The sequence below is a fragment of the Pseudarthrobacter xylosi genome (assembly GCF_055412765.1).
The window spans coordinates 448383-461490 of record NZ_JBVAYT010000003.1 but is presented as its reverse complement, the minus strand read 5'-3'; the positions used below and the strand labels follow the sequence as shown (position 1 = coordinate 461490).

General features: G+C 66.0%; 13 protein-coding genes. 11 read left to right on the top strand and 2 right to left on the bottom strand.

Going from position 1 to position 13108, the window contains the following annotated elements; all coding sequences use genetic code 11:
- Positions 1-42 precede the first annotated feature (42 nt).
- The 3 genes from ACZY1F_RS09695 to ACZY1F_RS09685 are packed head-to-tail and all read left to right on the top strand — an operon-like array spanning position 43 to position 3194.
- On the top strand, positions 43-1392 hold the full coding sequence (locus ACZY1F_RS09695) for an extracellular solute-binding protein (protein WP_463941574.1): 1350 nt from the start codon (positions 43-45) through the stop codon (positions 1390-1392).
- A 6-nt stretch (positions 1393-1398) separates the two neighbouring features.
- Positions 1399-2313: a carbohydrate ABC transporter permease gene (locus ACZY1F_RS09690; protein ID WP_463941503.1), complete on the top strand. Its 915-nt coding sequence runs from the start codon at positions 1399-1401 to the stop codon at positions 2311-2313.
- Complete coding sequence (locus tag ACZY1F_RS09685; protein ID WP_463941502.1) at positions 2310-3194, top strand: carbohydrate ABC transporter permease; 885 nt, start codon at positions 2310-2312, stop codon at positions 3192-3194. The genes ACZY1F_RS09690 and ACZY1F_RS09685 overlap by 4 nt, the downstream gene beginning before the upstream one ends.
- An 8-nt stretch (positions 3195-3202) precedes the next feature.
- On the opposite strand, the gene ACZY1F_RS09680 is transcribed toward ACZY1F_RS09685, so the two are convergent.
- The gene (locus tag ACZY1F_RS09680) at positions 3203-3400 is read right to left on the bottom strand and encodes a hypothetical protein (RefSeq protein ID WP_463941501.1); all 198 of its coding nucleotides are present in this window, start codon (positions 3398-3400) and stop codon (positions 3203-3205) included.
- A gap of 153 nt (positions 3401-3553) precedes the next feature.
- On the opposite strand from ACZY1F_RS09680, the gene ACZY1F_RS09675 reads away from it, so the two are divergent.
- The 8 genes from ACZY1F_RS09675 (at position 3554) to metE (ending at position 12494) form a co-directional block, all read left to right on the top strand.
- Complete coding sequence (locus ACZY1F_RS09675) at positions 3554-4561, top strand: AAA family ATPase (protein WP_463941500.1); 1008 nt, start codon at positions 3554-3556, stop codon at positions 4559-4561.
- A gap of 7 nt (positions 4562-4568) precedes the next feature.
- Positions 4569-5453, top strand: a complete 885-nt coding sequence (locus tag ACZY1F_RS09670) for a DUF58 domain-containing protein (protein ID WP_463941499.1) — start codon at positions 4569-4571, stop codon at positions 5451-5453.
- Complete coding sequence (locus ACZY1F_RS09665) at positions 5443-5913, top strand: hypothetical protein (RefSeq protein WP_463941498.1); 471 nt, start codon at positions 5443-5445, stop codon at positions 5911-5913. Before ACZY1F_RS09670 ends, ACZY1F_RS09665 begins: the two co-directional genes overlap by 11 nt.
- On the top strand, positions 5904-6917 hold the full coding sequence (locus ACZY1F_RS09660; protein WP_463941497.1) for a vWA domain-containing protein: 1014 nt from the start codon (positions 5904-5906) through the stop codon (positions 6915-6917). The genes ACZY1F_RS09665 and ACZY1F_RS09660 overlap by 10 nt, the downstream gene beginning before the upstream one ends.
- Complete coding sequence (locus ACZY1F_RS09655) at positions 6914-7939, top strand: VWA domain-containing protein (RefSeq protein WP_463941496.1); 1026 nt, start codon at positions 6914-6916, stop codon at positions 7937-7939. The genes ACZY1F_RS09660 and ACZY1F_RS09655 overlap by 4 nt, the downstream gene beginning before the upstream one ends.
- Positions 7936-8736 (top strand): hypothetical protein, encoded by an 801-nt coding sequence (locus ACZY1F_RS09650; RefSeq protein WP_463941495.1) that lies wholly within the window; start codon positions 7936-7938, stop codon positions 8734-8736. Before ACZY1F_RS09655 ends, ACZY1F_RS09650 begins: the two co-directional genes overlap by 4 nt.
- 375 nt (positions 8737-9111) lie before the next feature.
- On the top strand, positions 9112-10095 hold the full coding sequence (locus tag ACZY1F_RS09645) for a methylenetetrahydrofolate reductase (RefSeq protein ID WP_463941494.1): 984 nt from the start codon (positions 9112-9114) through the stop codon (positions 10093-10095).
- 56 nt (positions 10096-10151) lie between these two features.
- The gene (gene metE, locus ACZY1F_RS09640; RefSeq protein ID WP_463941493.1) at positions 10152-12494 is read left to right on the top strand and encodes a 5-methyltetrahydropteroyltriglutamate--homocysteine S-methyltransferase; all 2343 of its coding nucleotides are present in this window, start codon (positions 10152-10154) and stop codon (positions 12492-12494) included.
- Positions 12495-12574: 80 nt separating this feature from the next.
- Here the strand turns inward: metE and ACZY1F_RS09635 are convergent, their stop codons facing one another.
- A complete protein-coding gene (locus ACZY1F_RS09635) occupies positions 12575-13081 on the bottom strand; it encodes a DUF2004 domain-containing protein (protein WP_463941492.1) in 507 nt (168 codons plus the stop codon).
- Positions 13082-13108 lie beyond the last annotated feature (27 nt).

Genomic DNA, 13108 nt, shown 5'->3' with positions numbered 1-13108 from the left:
CGCAGATACAGGGGACGGCAGCCATTGACTGAATGGAGCACCATGCGCCGGGCCCTCAAAATCACCTCACTCGTCGCTGCTGCGGGATTTGTGCTGGCGGCGTGTTCCCCTGCCGCCCCCGAAGCGGAGACAAAAACGCTGAAGGTGGTCTACCAAAAGACTGATTCCTTCACTGCCCTGGACACGCTCTTCCAGGCGGCCAAACAGGAGTTTGAGGCCGCCAACCAGGGCGTCACGGTTGCCCTTGAACCCATCCAGGCGAACGACGACGACTACGGCACCAAGCTTGCCCTCGCGCTCCGTTCGCCCTCCACCGCCCCGGACGTCTTCTATGAGGACACCTTCAAGGTGCGCTCCGACGTCGACGCCGGGTACCTCCTGAAGCTGGACAGCCACCTTGACGGGTGGGAGGACTGGGATACCTTTGATGACGGCGCCAAGGCGGCCGGCCTGGGGGACGACGGCGGCACGTACGCGGTCCCGCTGGGCACGGACACCCGCGGTATCTGGTACAACAAAAAGGTGCTCACGGCCGCGGGCATCAGCGTCCCGTGGGAGCCCCGCACCTGGCAGGACATCCTGGACACCGCCCGGAAAATCAAGGCAAGTGATCCCAGCGTTATACCGTTCAACCTGTACGCCGGCAAGGCCACCGGTGAAGGCACTGTGATGCAGGGCTTCTACGAACTGCTTTATGGAACCGATTCCGAACTGTACGACGCCGACGCCAAGAAATGGGTGGTGGGTTCCCCGGGGTTCACCGATTCGCTGGGGTTCCTCAAGACCCTCTACGACGAAAAACTGGCAGTTTCCCCGGCGGAGGCCCTCGACGCGAATGTGTGGAAGAAAGTCTTTGGCGAATGGCTGCCGCAGGGCAAGATGGGCGCCACGGTGGAGGGTTCCTACGCGCCGTCGTTCTGGCAGAAGGACGGCAGCTATGAATGGGCAGCGTATGGGCAGGACATGGGCGTCACGGCGTTCCCCACCCAGGATGGCCAGGTGCCCGGCGGCGTCAGCATGTCCGGCGGCTGGACCCTGGCGGTAGGGGCGGAGACCAAAAACCCCGACCTCGCGTTTGAGTTCCTCGCCACGGCCCTGAACCAAAAGAACTCCTTGGCCTTCAACATCGCCAGCTCCCAGATCGCCGTGCGGAAGGACGTCGCCGCAGATGCCGGCTACCAGGCGGCCAATCCATTTGTGAAGGACGTGTCCGAGCTGGTGGCCGTTACACACTACCGCCCCGCAACCGCTGATTACCCGCGGATCTCCGCGGCCGTCCAGGAGGCCACCGAAGCCGTGATCACCGGGGCGAAATCCCCGGAGCAGGCGGCCGCTGACTATGACACGGCGGTGAAAGGCATCGTGGGTGAGGCCAAGACCGTCGCGAAGTAACCTGTGGTGGTTTCCCTAAGGCACCACCGGGCGGGCCACCGGCGGCGTCGCACCGGACTTCGGCGCAACGCGCGGCTGCTCCCGGTTCTCCCGGCCGTGCTCCTGCTGCTCGTGTTTTTGGCCGGCCCAGTGCTGTGGGCCTTCCACGCGTCATTCACCAACGCTGCCCTGACCGGCCGCAACGCCCGCAATCCCGGGTGGATCGGGTTCGACAATTACGCCAGGCTCCTGTCCGATCCGATCCTGCCGCTCTCGCTGGGCCTGACCGTCCTGTTTGTGGGCGGCTCGGCCATCCTGGGCCAGAACCTGCTGGGCCTCACCCTCGCGGTGCTGATGCGGCGGGCCCGCCGCCCGGTGGCTGCCGTCGTCGGTACTGCAGTGGTGGCTGCATGGGTGCTGCCCGAGATCGTGGCCGCCTTCGCCGCTTACGCCTATTTCAGCCGGGACGGGACCCTGAACCAGTTGCTCGGCGGATTAGGGTTTGGACGGACCGACTGGCTGTATTCGTTCCCGATGATTGCGATCCTGCTAGCCAACATCTGGCGGGGCACGGCGTTCTCCATGCTGGTCTACCGGGCCGCCCTCAATGACATCCCCGGCGAGGTCACGGAGGCCGCGCTGATGGACGGTGCCGGTGGCTGGCAGCGGCTGGCCTTCATCACCATCCCCATGATCCGCGGCAGCATCGCCACCAACCTCATGCTCATCACCCTGCAGACACTGGCGGTGTTCACCCTCATTTGGGTCATGACAGCGGGCGGCCCCGCCAACGCCAGCACCACGCTGCCGGTGCTGGCGTACCTGCAGGCCTTCAAGTTCGGCGACATCGGGTACGGTACCGCGGTGGCGTCAGTGCTCATCCTCATTGGCGTGGCGTTCGGTGCCGCCTACGTCCGGCTCCTGCGGGAGAGCAAACCATGAGCACGACGGCGGGGACCTCCGCCCGGGGCCAGCTGCGGTCCGGTACTGGTGCAGTTTCCCGTGCCCAACAGCGTGCCCGGATGCCGGCGGACGTGGCGCTGATCCTGATCGGCGCCTGCTTTGTCCTGCCGCTGCTGTGGCTGGCGTTCGCGTCCCTTGATGCCTCCGCCGGGCATGAGACGCAACTCCCGGCTCAAGTCTCCCTGGACAACTTTGCCGCCATCGTGACGCCGGGGCTGCTGTTCCAGCCGCTCTGGAACAGCATGGTGCTGTCCGCCGGCACGGCCGCCGTGAACCTCGTGGCAGCAGTGCTCGCCGCCTATCCAATGTCCCGCTACCAGTCAAGGTTCAACAGGCCGTTTATGTACACCATCCTGTTTGGAACCTGCCTTCCCATCACGGCCATCATGGTGCCCGTCTACGGGTTGTTTGTGCAGCTTCATCTGCTGGATTCGATGCCCGCCACGATCTTTTTTATGGCAACCACCACGTTGCCCATGGCTATCTGGATGACCAAGAACTTCATGGACGGCGTCCCGGTGTCGCTGGAGGAAGCAGCCTGGGTGGACGGGGCGTCGGGGCTGACGGCGCTGAGGACCATCGTCCTGCCGTTGATGCGTCAGGGGCTGGGCGTGGTGTTCATCTTTGTGTTCATCCAGGCCTGGGGGAATTTCTTTGTCCCGTTTGTCCTCCTGCTGTCCGAGGCCCGGCAGCCGGCGGCAGTGTCGATCTTCAGCTTCTTCGGACAGCACGGCGCAGTGGCGTACGGCCAGCTAGCGGCTTTTTCTATCCTGTATTCAGTCCCGGTGCTGGCCCTGTACGTCATCGTGGCCAAGGGCGCGGGCAGCTCCTTCGCGCTATCGGGTGCGGTGAAGGGCTGACGCCGGCTTCAGTCGATGTCCTCGATGACAATCCCAAATGGGATGGAATCGTCCAGATGTGCCTGATGTCCGTGAGGCAGGTTGAGCACCCGCACACCGTGAGCCTGATCCGCCGCCGACTGCATCAGGATGGGCCGAACGGTGTTGATGAAACTTTCGCTTTTTCCTGCGAGGTACTCCTGATAACTGGCTGGTAGCTGGCTCATTCCACCAGAATAGACCCGCCGACCCGCGATGGGGAGGGGTCCCCATTGCGGCCTGACCTGCAGGTGGCTTGGATAGGATGGCGGGCGGAGTGCAGCCGCCCGGCAGCAAACGGCCTACCAGCCGTCCACCACCATCCATCAGGGGGAAATCCATTGCTTCAGACCAGTGCGCCCGCACGAATTGACCCGGCGGAACTGGCCCGGGCGCAGCAGGTGGTGGCGAACATTTCCCGCAGTTTCGAGGCCAAGGTGGTGGGCCAGGCAAGGCTGCGTGAATCCCTGATGGTGGGCCTGATGACCGGCGGGCACATCCTGCTGGAAAGCGTTCCGGGACTGGCGAAGACCACCGCCGCGCAGACCGTGGCCGAAGCGGTGAGCGCAGAGTTCCGCCGGATCCAGTGCACGCCGGACCTGCTGCCCAGCGACATCGTGGGCACCCAGATCTACGACGCCGCCAAGGGCACCTTCATCACCCAGCTGGGGCCGGTGCACGCCAACATCGTCCTGCTGGACGAGATCAACCGCTCCAGCGCCAAGACCCAGAGCGCCATGCTGGAGGCCATGCAGGAGCGGCAGACCTCCATCGGGGGCGAGGAATACCGGCTGCCTTCCCCGTTTATGGTGCTGGCCACCCAGAACCCCATCGAGCAGGAAGGCACGTACCAGCTGCCGGAGGCGCAGATGGACCGCTTTATGCTCAAGGACGTGCTGGACTACCCCACGCCGGCCGAGGAAACGGAAATCATCCGCCGGATTGACGCCGGGGTCTTCAGTGCGGAGCAGAAGCCGGCGGCCGCCGCCTCGCTGGATGCCGTCATCGGCGTGCAGGAGCTGGTGAAGCGGATCTATATTGACCCGGCCATCATCAACTACATCGTGGGGCTGGTGTTCGTCACCCGGAACGCCGGGCAGTACATCGACCAGCGGCTCGCCGGCTTCATCGAATTCGGCGCCAGCCCGCGCGCCAGCATCGCCTTCAGCCAGGCCGCCCGGGCCGTGGCCCTGCTCAACGGCCGGGACCACGTGATCCCGGAGGACGTGAAATCCCTCGCCCACCGCGTGCTGCGGCACCGCCTCATCCTGGGGTTCGACGCCGTTGCGGAGCAGGTGCCGGTGGAGAGCATCATCGATGCGGTCGTAGCCTCCGTCCAGACTCCCTGAGGCTGCGGTGACCAGCCTGCTGCATCGCGTGAAGTCGAAGATGGCCATCTTCGCCCACCGGAAAGCCCGTGGCATGCTCGACGGCGAATACGGTTCCGTCTTCCGCGGCCGCAGCCTCGACTTTGATGACCTGCGCGCCTATATCCCCGGGGACGACGTCCGCGACATCGACTGGAAGGCTTCCGCCCGGTTCGGCTCGCCGCTCATCAAACGGTACGTCGCCGTGCGGCGCCAGACCGTCCTGCTGATTGCCGATACCGGCCGGGGCATGGCTGCCGAGTCCCGCGACGGCGAAACCAAAAAGGACATCGCGGTGATGGCACTCGGTGTGGTGGGCTACCTGGCGCACCGGCACGGCGACGTGGTGGGCCTGGTCTGCGGGGATCGCAACGGGACACGCTCCGTTCCCGCCAAAGCCGGCGAGCCGCATCTGGAACGGCTCCTGCGCGAGGTTGACTCGTCCACCAGCCTGGACTCCGGCCCCAGCAGGATCGAGGACCAGCTGGAATACGTGGCCCGCAACGTCAAGGGCCGGTTCCTGCTGTTTGTGGTCTCCGACGAACAATCTGCCAATCCCGGCACCGAACAGCTACTCCGCAGGCTCCGTGCCCAGCACGAGATCCTCTGGCTCACCATCAGGGACGCTGACCTGGCCGGGGACGGGCAGTCCGGCCAGGACGCCTTCAGCGTGGCAGACTCCTCGGTGCTGCCAGCACACCTGGCAGCATCCCCGGCCATCGCGGCGGCCTACGCCAAGGCAACCGGGGAGCGGGACGCAGCCAGGCACGCCATGTTCCGCCGCACCGGCATCACCCAAGGCCACGTGGCCGGAAGCAGTGCGGTCATGACGGAACTCTTCGCCCTCCTGGAAAGGCACCGGCGTGCAGGCTGACCCGGGCATTTACGCACCCCTCCAGTACAGCCAGGCGTGGCTGTGGACCGGGCTCGCACTTCTGGCCGTTGTCCTGGGCTGGTACGCGTTCGTTTTCCTGGGCACGCGCAAACCGAAGGTGCCGGAGCAGGCGCCCCGGTTCACGCCGCCGTCGGACCTTCCCGGCCTCAAAGAGGCCTACCTGCAAAGGATCGACGCCGTCACAGCCAACGCCGCCGCCGGGCTGCTGACCGCACGGGAATCGCACCAGGAACTGAGCCTGCTGGTCCGCCGGTTCGCCCGCGATGTCACCGGGATTGACGCGCCCCGGATGACCCTGGCGGAGCTGCACGGGCACCCGCTGCCGCCAGCGGCCGAGGCCGTCCGCAGGATCTACCCGGGCGAGTTCGGCCTGGAGCCGCTGCCGCCGGTGGCTCAATCGGCCGAGATTGCCCGCCAGGCGGTGTGGCAATGGAATTGATCTTCTGGTGGCTGATCCCGGCGGCACTGGTCATGGCGGCCCTAGCTGGCTGGCGCGCCTTCCGCCCGGACCGCCAAGCCAATGTACGACGGCGGCCGGTCGCCAATGCTGACCGCCTCACCGCCCTGCCCGAATACCAGAGGGCCCTCCGCAGGCACCGCCGCTGGCTGGCGGTGGCCGCGCTCGCGGCCATAACCCTGGTGGTCTCTGCGATCGCAGCGGCAGCGCGCCCGGCTGAGCTGACCACCACCGCGCCGGAGCAGCGGAACCGGGACATCATGCTGTGCTTGGACACGTCGGGATCGATGAGCAGCGCCGACGCGGCTGTGGTGAAGGTATTTGCCGAACTGGCCAAGGAGTTCGACGGCGAACGGATCGGACTCACCGTCTTCGACAGCAGCGCCGTCCAGGTCTTCCCACTCACCGACGACTACGCATATGTCCAGGAGCAGCTCACGCTGGCCCAAGACGCGTTCGACGGAAACCCCGGCAGCGCCGGATTCCTGGACGGCACCTGGAACGGTCGCGGATCGTCGCTGATTGGCGACGGCCTGGCGTCGTGCGTCAACGGATTCCCGGACACGGGCGCCGCTGAGGCGAGGGAAGCAGCAGACGGTCAGCGGCGCTCGCGGTCCATTGTCCTGGCAACAGACAACTACCTGTCCGGCGATCCCATCTTCACCCTCGAGCAGTCGGCCGCCCTCGCGAAGGAGCGTGAAGTGCCCGTGTATGCCCTGAACCCCGGCGACTTCGACTATGGGCCTGGCCCCGGCCAGCCCGGAGCCATGCTGCGGACAGCGGCAGAATCCAGCGGCGGAGCATACTTCCGGCTGGACAGCCCGGAAGCCGTGGCGGCCATCGTCCGGTCCGTGCAGGAAACCGAAGCCACGGCCATGAAGGGTGCACCCCAGGCAGTGGTCTCGGACCGGCCCGAGCTGCCCCTGACGCTGGCACTCCTGTCCGGCCTGGTGCTGGCTGGCGCTTCGTGGAGGCTCCGGCCGTGACCCTGCAACCGATCCTGCCCTGGTGGGTTATGGCCCCGCTCATCGCCGCGACCTTTCTGTTTCTGGCTTGGCGTCTCGTCCAGGCGTCGCGGGCGCGCTCTGCCGGTACACGCCGCGACTGGCTGTTCAGGGGCGCCCTGGTGCTGCTGCTCCTGGCTGCGGCACTCCGGCCGGGTGTTCCCGGTGGGAGTTCCCAAGCCGCGACGGCGGATGTCAACGTTTTCTTTGTGGTGGACACCAGCAGCAGCATCGTTGCCGAAGACTACGGCGACAGCTCTCCCCGGCTGGAGGGGGTGCGGCAGGACATTATGGCCATCGCGGCTGAACTGGCCGGAGCCCGGTTTTCGCTCCTGACCTTCGACAGCAATGCCGTGGTCAGGATGCCCCTGACCACCGACACCACCGCCCTGGACACGAGTGTGTCCGTCCTGCAGCCCCAGGTCACCGCATTCTCCAAAGGCAGCAGTGTCACGGCTGCCGGAACCTTGCTGGCGGAGCGGCTGCGCGCCGCGCGGGACAGCCATCCCGAACGGCCACGCCTGGTCTACTACCTGGGCGACGGTGAACAGACCAGCGCCAAGGCACCGGAGCCACTTCGGCTCGACGGTGGCCTGGTGGACGGCGGCGCGGTGCTCGGCTATGGCACGGCGGACGGCGGCCGGATGAAGGAAAACACAGGGCAGGGTTCGGGGCAGGACATAGGTGCCGGCTATATCCAGGACCGGTCGTCCGGAACCGGCAAGGATGCTTTATCGGTTCTCGACGAAGGCCGGCTGCAGGGGATTGCCGGTCAGTTGGGTGTTCCCTATGTCCACCGTTCGTCCGGAGACCCGGTGGCGCCGATGATGCAGGCCGCTGATCCCGGGGAATTGCAGCAGGCACCGGCGGACGGCGACGTTGCCGGCCGGATTGAGCTGTACTGGCTTCTCGCTGCCGGAGCGTTCCTCCTTGCCCTCCGCGAAACTTTCTTGGTGCTGCGACAGTGGCGGCAGCTCCGTCCCGGACAGGGAGCTCGAACATGATGCGGGCAGCACCCACACCGTTACGCCGGGAACCGGTATCTCAGAAACCGGCAGCGCTGGCGACGTTTCAGGACCGTCGGGAGCGCCGCCGTCGGCTGTTGTGGTGGTCTGCACTGCCCGCACTCCTGGTCCTCTGCCTGTCCGCCAAGCTTCTGAGCGTGGGCATTCTCGCTGACACTGCGGCCCGGTCCTTCGCGGCCGCGGACTCCAGGGCCGTGGCGGATGCCGCGGCCGGGCTGCGAATGGCCAACTTCGTCGAACCGCACAAGGCGCCGTTCGCCGAGGGTGACGGGCTGTTCCTCGCCGGGGACTTCGCTGCGGCGCGCCAGCGATTTGAGGAGGCACTGCCCCTGGCGGGCACAGCCGACGAGTGCGTCGTCCGGGTCAACCTCGCCCTCACCATCGAACGCCTCGGTGACGCCCAGGCCAAAGCGGAAGATCCGACGGCGGCGGCCCGGCTCTTTGCCGAAGGCGTTGCCGTGGCGGAGGCTGCTCCGGAAGGCTGCTTCGACGCGGGCGCGGATTCAGGAGCGGAAGCCGGCGCAGGGGAGAAGCTGGAACAGGCGGCGGAACGGCTGCAGCAAAAGGCCGATGCCGCTGCAGCGGACAAGGACAGCCTGCAACCGTCGGAACAGCCTGGGCAGGACGAGGTTCCGGCGGATCCGGGCCAGCAGAGCCAGCTCGAGCAGCTCAAGGACAGTGCCAAGGAGGCCCAAAGCGAGCGGAATTCCGGGCAGGAGCGGGACGAGTACCTCCGGGACGATGACTTCGGGCCCGGCGTGGACCGGCCCTGGTAACGGGCTAATGCAGCCGGACTCCGCAGTACGCCTCGATGATTCCTTTGACCAAAACGGCGAACAAAATTCTGCACCTGCACGAAACACACCGTAAAACTGCGTCTTAATTCGGTGGCTGACTTGAAGGGTGCCCCGCCGGCTCCTAGAGTTCTATACAAGTTACCAAGGTAACGTGTCAGCGATCCTCCGATTGTGGAGGGTGTGGGTGCCCCCATGTGGGCCTGACATTTGCTCACGGACAACTTCATTACAGGCGTAACAGTCGCGGCTGCGTCCCTGTGGAGTTTTCCGTGTTCCCAAACTCAAATTCATTCCCGGCACTACCGTCACATCTGCTGACCGGTATCCGGCAATGGCCCAAAGCCAAGGACGCAAATGTCACCGCCAAGTCTTATCGAAACGCATCCGAATCTCTCCGAGACCGCCCCCGTGGCGCTCTCGTACGAGCTCTTCCCGCCCCGCTCGCCGGCTGCGGCCGAGTCACTCTGGACCACCATCCGGGAACTGGAAACCACTGAGCCGGACTACGTCTCCGTCACGTATGGTGCCAGTGGCTCGAACCGGGACACCGCCGTCGAACTCATCAACCGGCTCCTGCTGGAAACCACGCTCCGGCCGCTGGCCCACCTCACCTGCGTTGGCAACACGCCGGAGGAGCTGGCGGAGATCATCGGCGACCTCCTGGACACCGGGGTCCGGGGCATCCTGGCCCTCCGGGGCGACCAGCCCAAGGGCGGTGCGCCGCTCGCCGCAGGGTCACTGCGGTATGCGCAGGACCTGATCGAACTTATCCGGCGGGTTGAACAGCGGCGGTCGGCCCTGCTGTGTGCGGGCAAGATCGCCGTGGGCGTCGCCGCCTACCCCACCCGGCACCCGGAATCACCCAGTGAAGCCCACGACGTCGAGGTGCTGCTCGCGAAGCAGCGTTCCGGCGCCGACTTTGCCATCACCCAGGTCTTCTTCCATACCGAGCAGTACGCGGACCTCATCAGCCGCGCACGCCGGGCCGGGGTCACCATCCCCATCATCCCGGGCGTTATGCCGCTCACCAGCCTGCGCCGGGTCACACGGCTCGGCGAACTGACAGGCGTTGAGCCGGCACCGGAACTCCTCGCCCGGCTCGCCGCCGCGGACACTGATTCCGAACGCCTCCGGATCGGTGTCCGGGCCACGGTGGACCTGGCCAACGCGGCCCTTCAGGCCGGAGCGCCGGGCATCCACATCTACACGTTCAACGAACACCAGAGCGCTCTGGAGGTGCTGGACAAACTGGCACTTCCGCGCCAGTCCCGTTCAGCTGGCCGCCGCAGCGCCGCTGTCCGTGCCAATGCCTCAGCCCAGCGCCAGCTCGCCAGCTGACCTTCGAACATCCGCCAGACCATTCACACTTTCCACAAACACTCAAGGAATCTCCCATGCCTGAACAGAACACCCCTGCCACTCCGTTTCCGGCCGCATCCCTGCTCGGCTACCCGCGCATCGGCCGCCGCCGCGAGCTCAAGAAGGCCATCGAAGCCTACTGGGCCGGCAAGATCGACGCCGCTGCACTGGACGCTGCCGCCAAGGGCATCCAGCTGACCATCGCCAAGCGCCTGCAGCAACTGGGCCTCACCGAAGCCGCCGCCGTTCCGGGCACCTTCTCCTACTACGACCAGGTCCTGGACGCCACCGCCCACCTCGGCGCTGTCCCGGCCCGCTTCGGCAAGCTCCTCAACGCCGAGGGCCAGCTCGACATCGACGGCTACTTCAGCCTGGCCCGTGGTACCAAGGACCAGCAGCCGCTGGAGATGACCAAGTGGTTCGACACGAACTACCATTACCTCGTTCCGGAGATCGGCCCGGAGACCGGGTTCACCCTCGCCTCCAACCGCATTGTTGAGGAATTCGAGTTCGCCCTAGCCAACGGCATCGAGACCCGCCCGTACATCGTCGGCCCGGTCACCTACCTGCTGCTCTCGAAGGCTTCGGATGAGGCCCCCGCTGGCTTTGCCCCGCTGTCCCGCCTCGAAGACGTCCTGCCGGTCTACGTTCAGCTGCTCGAGAAGCTCGCCGCCGCAGGCGCCAGCTGGATCCAGCTGGACGAGCCCGCACTCGTGGTGGACCAGGACACCCCGGCCGCAGAAATCGAAGCGGCCGTTGCCCGCGCCTACGAGGTCCTCTCCGGTGCAGCCACACGTCCCCAGATCCTCGTCTCCACCCCGTACGGTGCCCTCGACGGCCAGCTGGGCACACTTGCCGCCACCAACATCGACGCCCTGCACATCGACGCCTTCAAGGGTGCGGTCCCGTCCGCAGCAGCACTGGCCGGCCTTGGCAACAAGACCCTGGTTGCCGGCGTCGTTGACGGCCACAACATCTGGCGCAACGACCTCGCCGTCTCCGCTGCCAAGCTGGACGAACTGAAGGCTGCAGCCGGCCGGGTCGCCGTCAGCACTTCAACCTCCACCCAGCACGTCCCGCACGACGTCACAGAAGAAGGCCAGCTCTCCGAAGAGCTGCGCAGCTGGCTCGCGTTCGCAGACCAGAAGGCCGTAGAGGTCAAGACCCTCGCGTCCTACCTGGCCGACCCCGCCTCCGCCAAGGGAGCCATCGACGAAGCATCAGCCATCATCGCAGCCCGGGCCACCGCCGAAGGCGTCCGCCGCGACGACGTCCGTGCCCGCACCGAGGCCCTGACCGCAGCGGACTTCAGCCGTTCTGCCTACGCAGTCCGCGAAGCGGCCCAGGAAGAGGCCCTGCACCTGCCGCCGCTGCCCACCACCACCATCGGCTCCTTCCCGCAGACGTCCGAGATCCGCTCTGCGCGTGCCCGGAACAACAAAGGCGACCTCACCAACGAGCAGTACGAGCAGCTTATGAAGGACGAAATCAAGCGCGTTGTTGAGCTGCAGGAAGAGCTGGGCTACGACGTCCTGGTGCACGGCGAGCCCGAGCGCAACGACATGGTCCAGTACTTCGCCGAGAACCTCGAAGGCTTTGATGTCACGGTCCACGGCTGGGTCCAGTCCTACGGCTCACGCTGCACCCGTCCGTCCATCCTCTGGGGCGACGTCACCCGCAGCGCCCCCATCACGGTGGCCTGGGCCGAGTACGCCCAGTCGCTGACCGAAAAGCCGATGAAGGGCATGCTCACGGGTCCGGTCACCATCCTGGCCTGGTCCTTCGTCCGCGATGACCAGCCCCTGGGCGAGACCGCCAACCAGGTTGGCCTGGCCCTGCGCGACGAAATCGCGGACCTCGAGGCCGCCGGCATCAAGGTCATCCAGGTGGACGAGCCTGCACTGCGCGAACTGCTGCCGCTGCGCAAGGCCGACCACGCTGCCTACCTGCAGTGGTCAGTGGATTCCTTCCGCCTCTCCACCGCCGGTGCAGCCGACGCCACGCAGATCCACACCCACCTCTGCTACTCGGAGTTTGGTGTAATCATCGACGCGATCGACGGCCTCGACGCCGACGTCACCTCCATCGAAGCTGCACGGTCCCGCATGGAGGTTGTCCACGACCTTGAGTCCCACGGCTTCGGCCGCGGCGTGGGTCCGGGCGTCTACGACATCCACTCGCCGCGTGTTCCTGGCGAGGCCGAGGTCACTGAGCTCCTGGCCACCGCCGTCAAGCACGTCCCGTCCCGCCAGCTCTGGGTCAACCCGGACTGCGGCCTGAAGACCCGCGGCTACGCCGAGACCGAAGAGTCCCTGCGCAACCTGGTCAAGGCCACCAAGACGGTCCGCGCCGGCCTGCTGCAGGCAGCACAGCAGTAGCAGCCAAATAACCCACCGCATTGACGCCGTCGGCGGCCGGTCACCTCAGGTGACCGGCCGCCGACGTGCGTTAAGGGCGTTCAGGACTCCCAGAGGATTTCGTCGTCCACCACGCCGTCTTCGTCGGCCGCGACCACCAGCACCTCGTCCGTAAAGTGTGAGCCGAGGGTGAAGTCCATAACAAAGTAGCGCTCTGGCTGGCCGGGGAAGATGCCCACATGGCCAAGTTTGAGGGCTTTCAGGAAGACGTCGTTGGTGAGCTGGCTGCGTTCCTCCACACCGAAGACTTTCTGCAGGTGCTCGTCCTTGAGGGCGCTGCAGTGGAAGTGGAGGTATTCCTGGGGGCTGGTGCCTTCCTGCTCCAGCTCGTCGGCGATCATCTGCCGCACCTCGTCCACGAGTTCGGGGAGGAACCGCAACCGGTAGTCCACCTTGTGCATGGCCGCTTCGTCAAAGTGGTCGTGTGCGTCGATGTTCAGGTCGAGTTCCAGTACCTGGCCACCCAGCTCATGTTGGGCGGCGATGTTGTGATCCCTGCCGTGGTTGAGCTCGATTTCTCCAAAGTGCTGGCTCGCTACCCTGTTCATACCTTCAACATAGACCCCAAGTGCTGC

Bases quoted from the DNA above. Each gene is read 5' to 3' on its own strand.
- ACZY1F_RS09645 (WP_463941494.1), top strand. From the start codon at position 9,112: ATGTCACCGCCAAGTCTTATCGAAACGCATCCGAATCTCTCCGAGACC.
- ACZY1F_RS09650 (WP_463941495.1), top strand. From the start codon at position 7,936: ATGATGCGGGCAGCACCCACACCGTTACGCCGGGAACCGGTATCTCAG.
- ACZY1F_RS09635 (WP_463941492.1), bottom strand. From the start codon at position 13,081: ATGAACAGGGTAGCGAGCCAGCACTTTGGAGAAATCGAGCTCAACCAC.
- metE (WP_463941493.1), top strand. From the start codon at position 10,152: ATGCCTGAACAGAACACCCCTGCCACTCCGTTTCCGGCCGCATCCCTG.
- ACZY1F_RS09660 (WP_463941497.1), top strand. From the start codon at position 5,904: ATGGAATTGATCTTCTGGTGGCTGATCCCGGCGGCACTGGTCATGGCG.
- ACZY1F_RS09695 (WP_463941574.1), top strand. From the start codon at position 43: ATGCGCCGGGCCCTCAAAATCACCTCACTCGTCGCTGCTGCGGGATTT.
- ACZY1F_RS09680 (WP_463941501.1), bottom strand. From the start codon at position 3,400: ATGAGCCAGCTACCAGCCAGTTATCAGGAGTACCTCGCAGGAAAAAGC.
- ACZY1F_RS09685 (WP_463941502.1), top strand. From the start codon at position 2,310: ATGAGCACGACGGCGGGGACCTCCGCCCGGGGCCAGCTGCGGTCCGGT.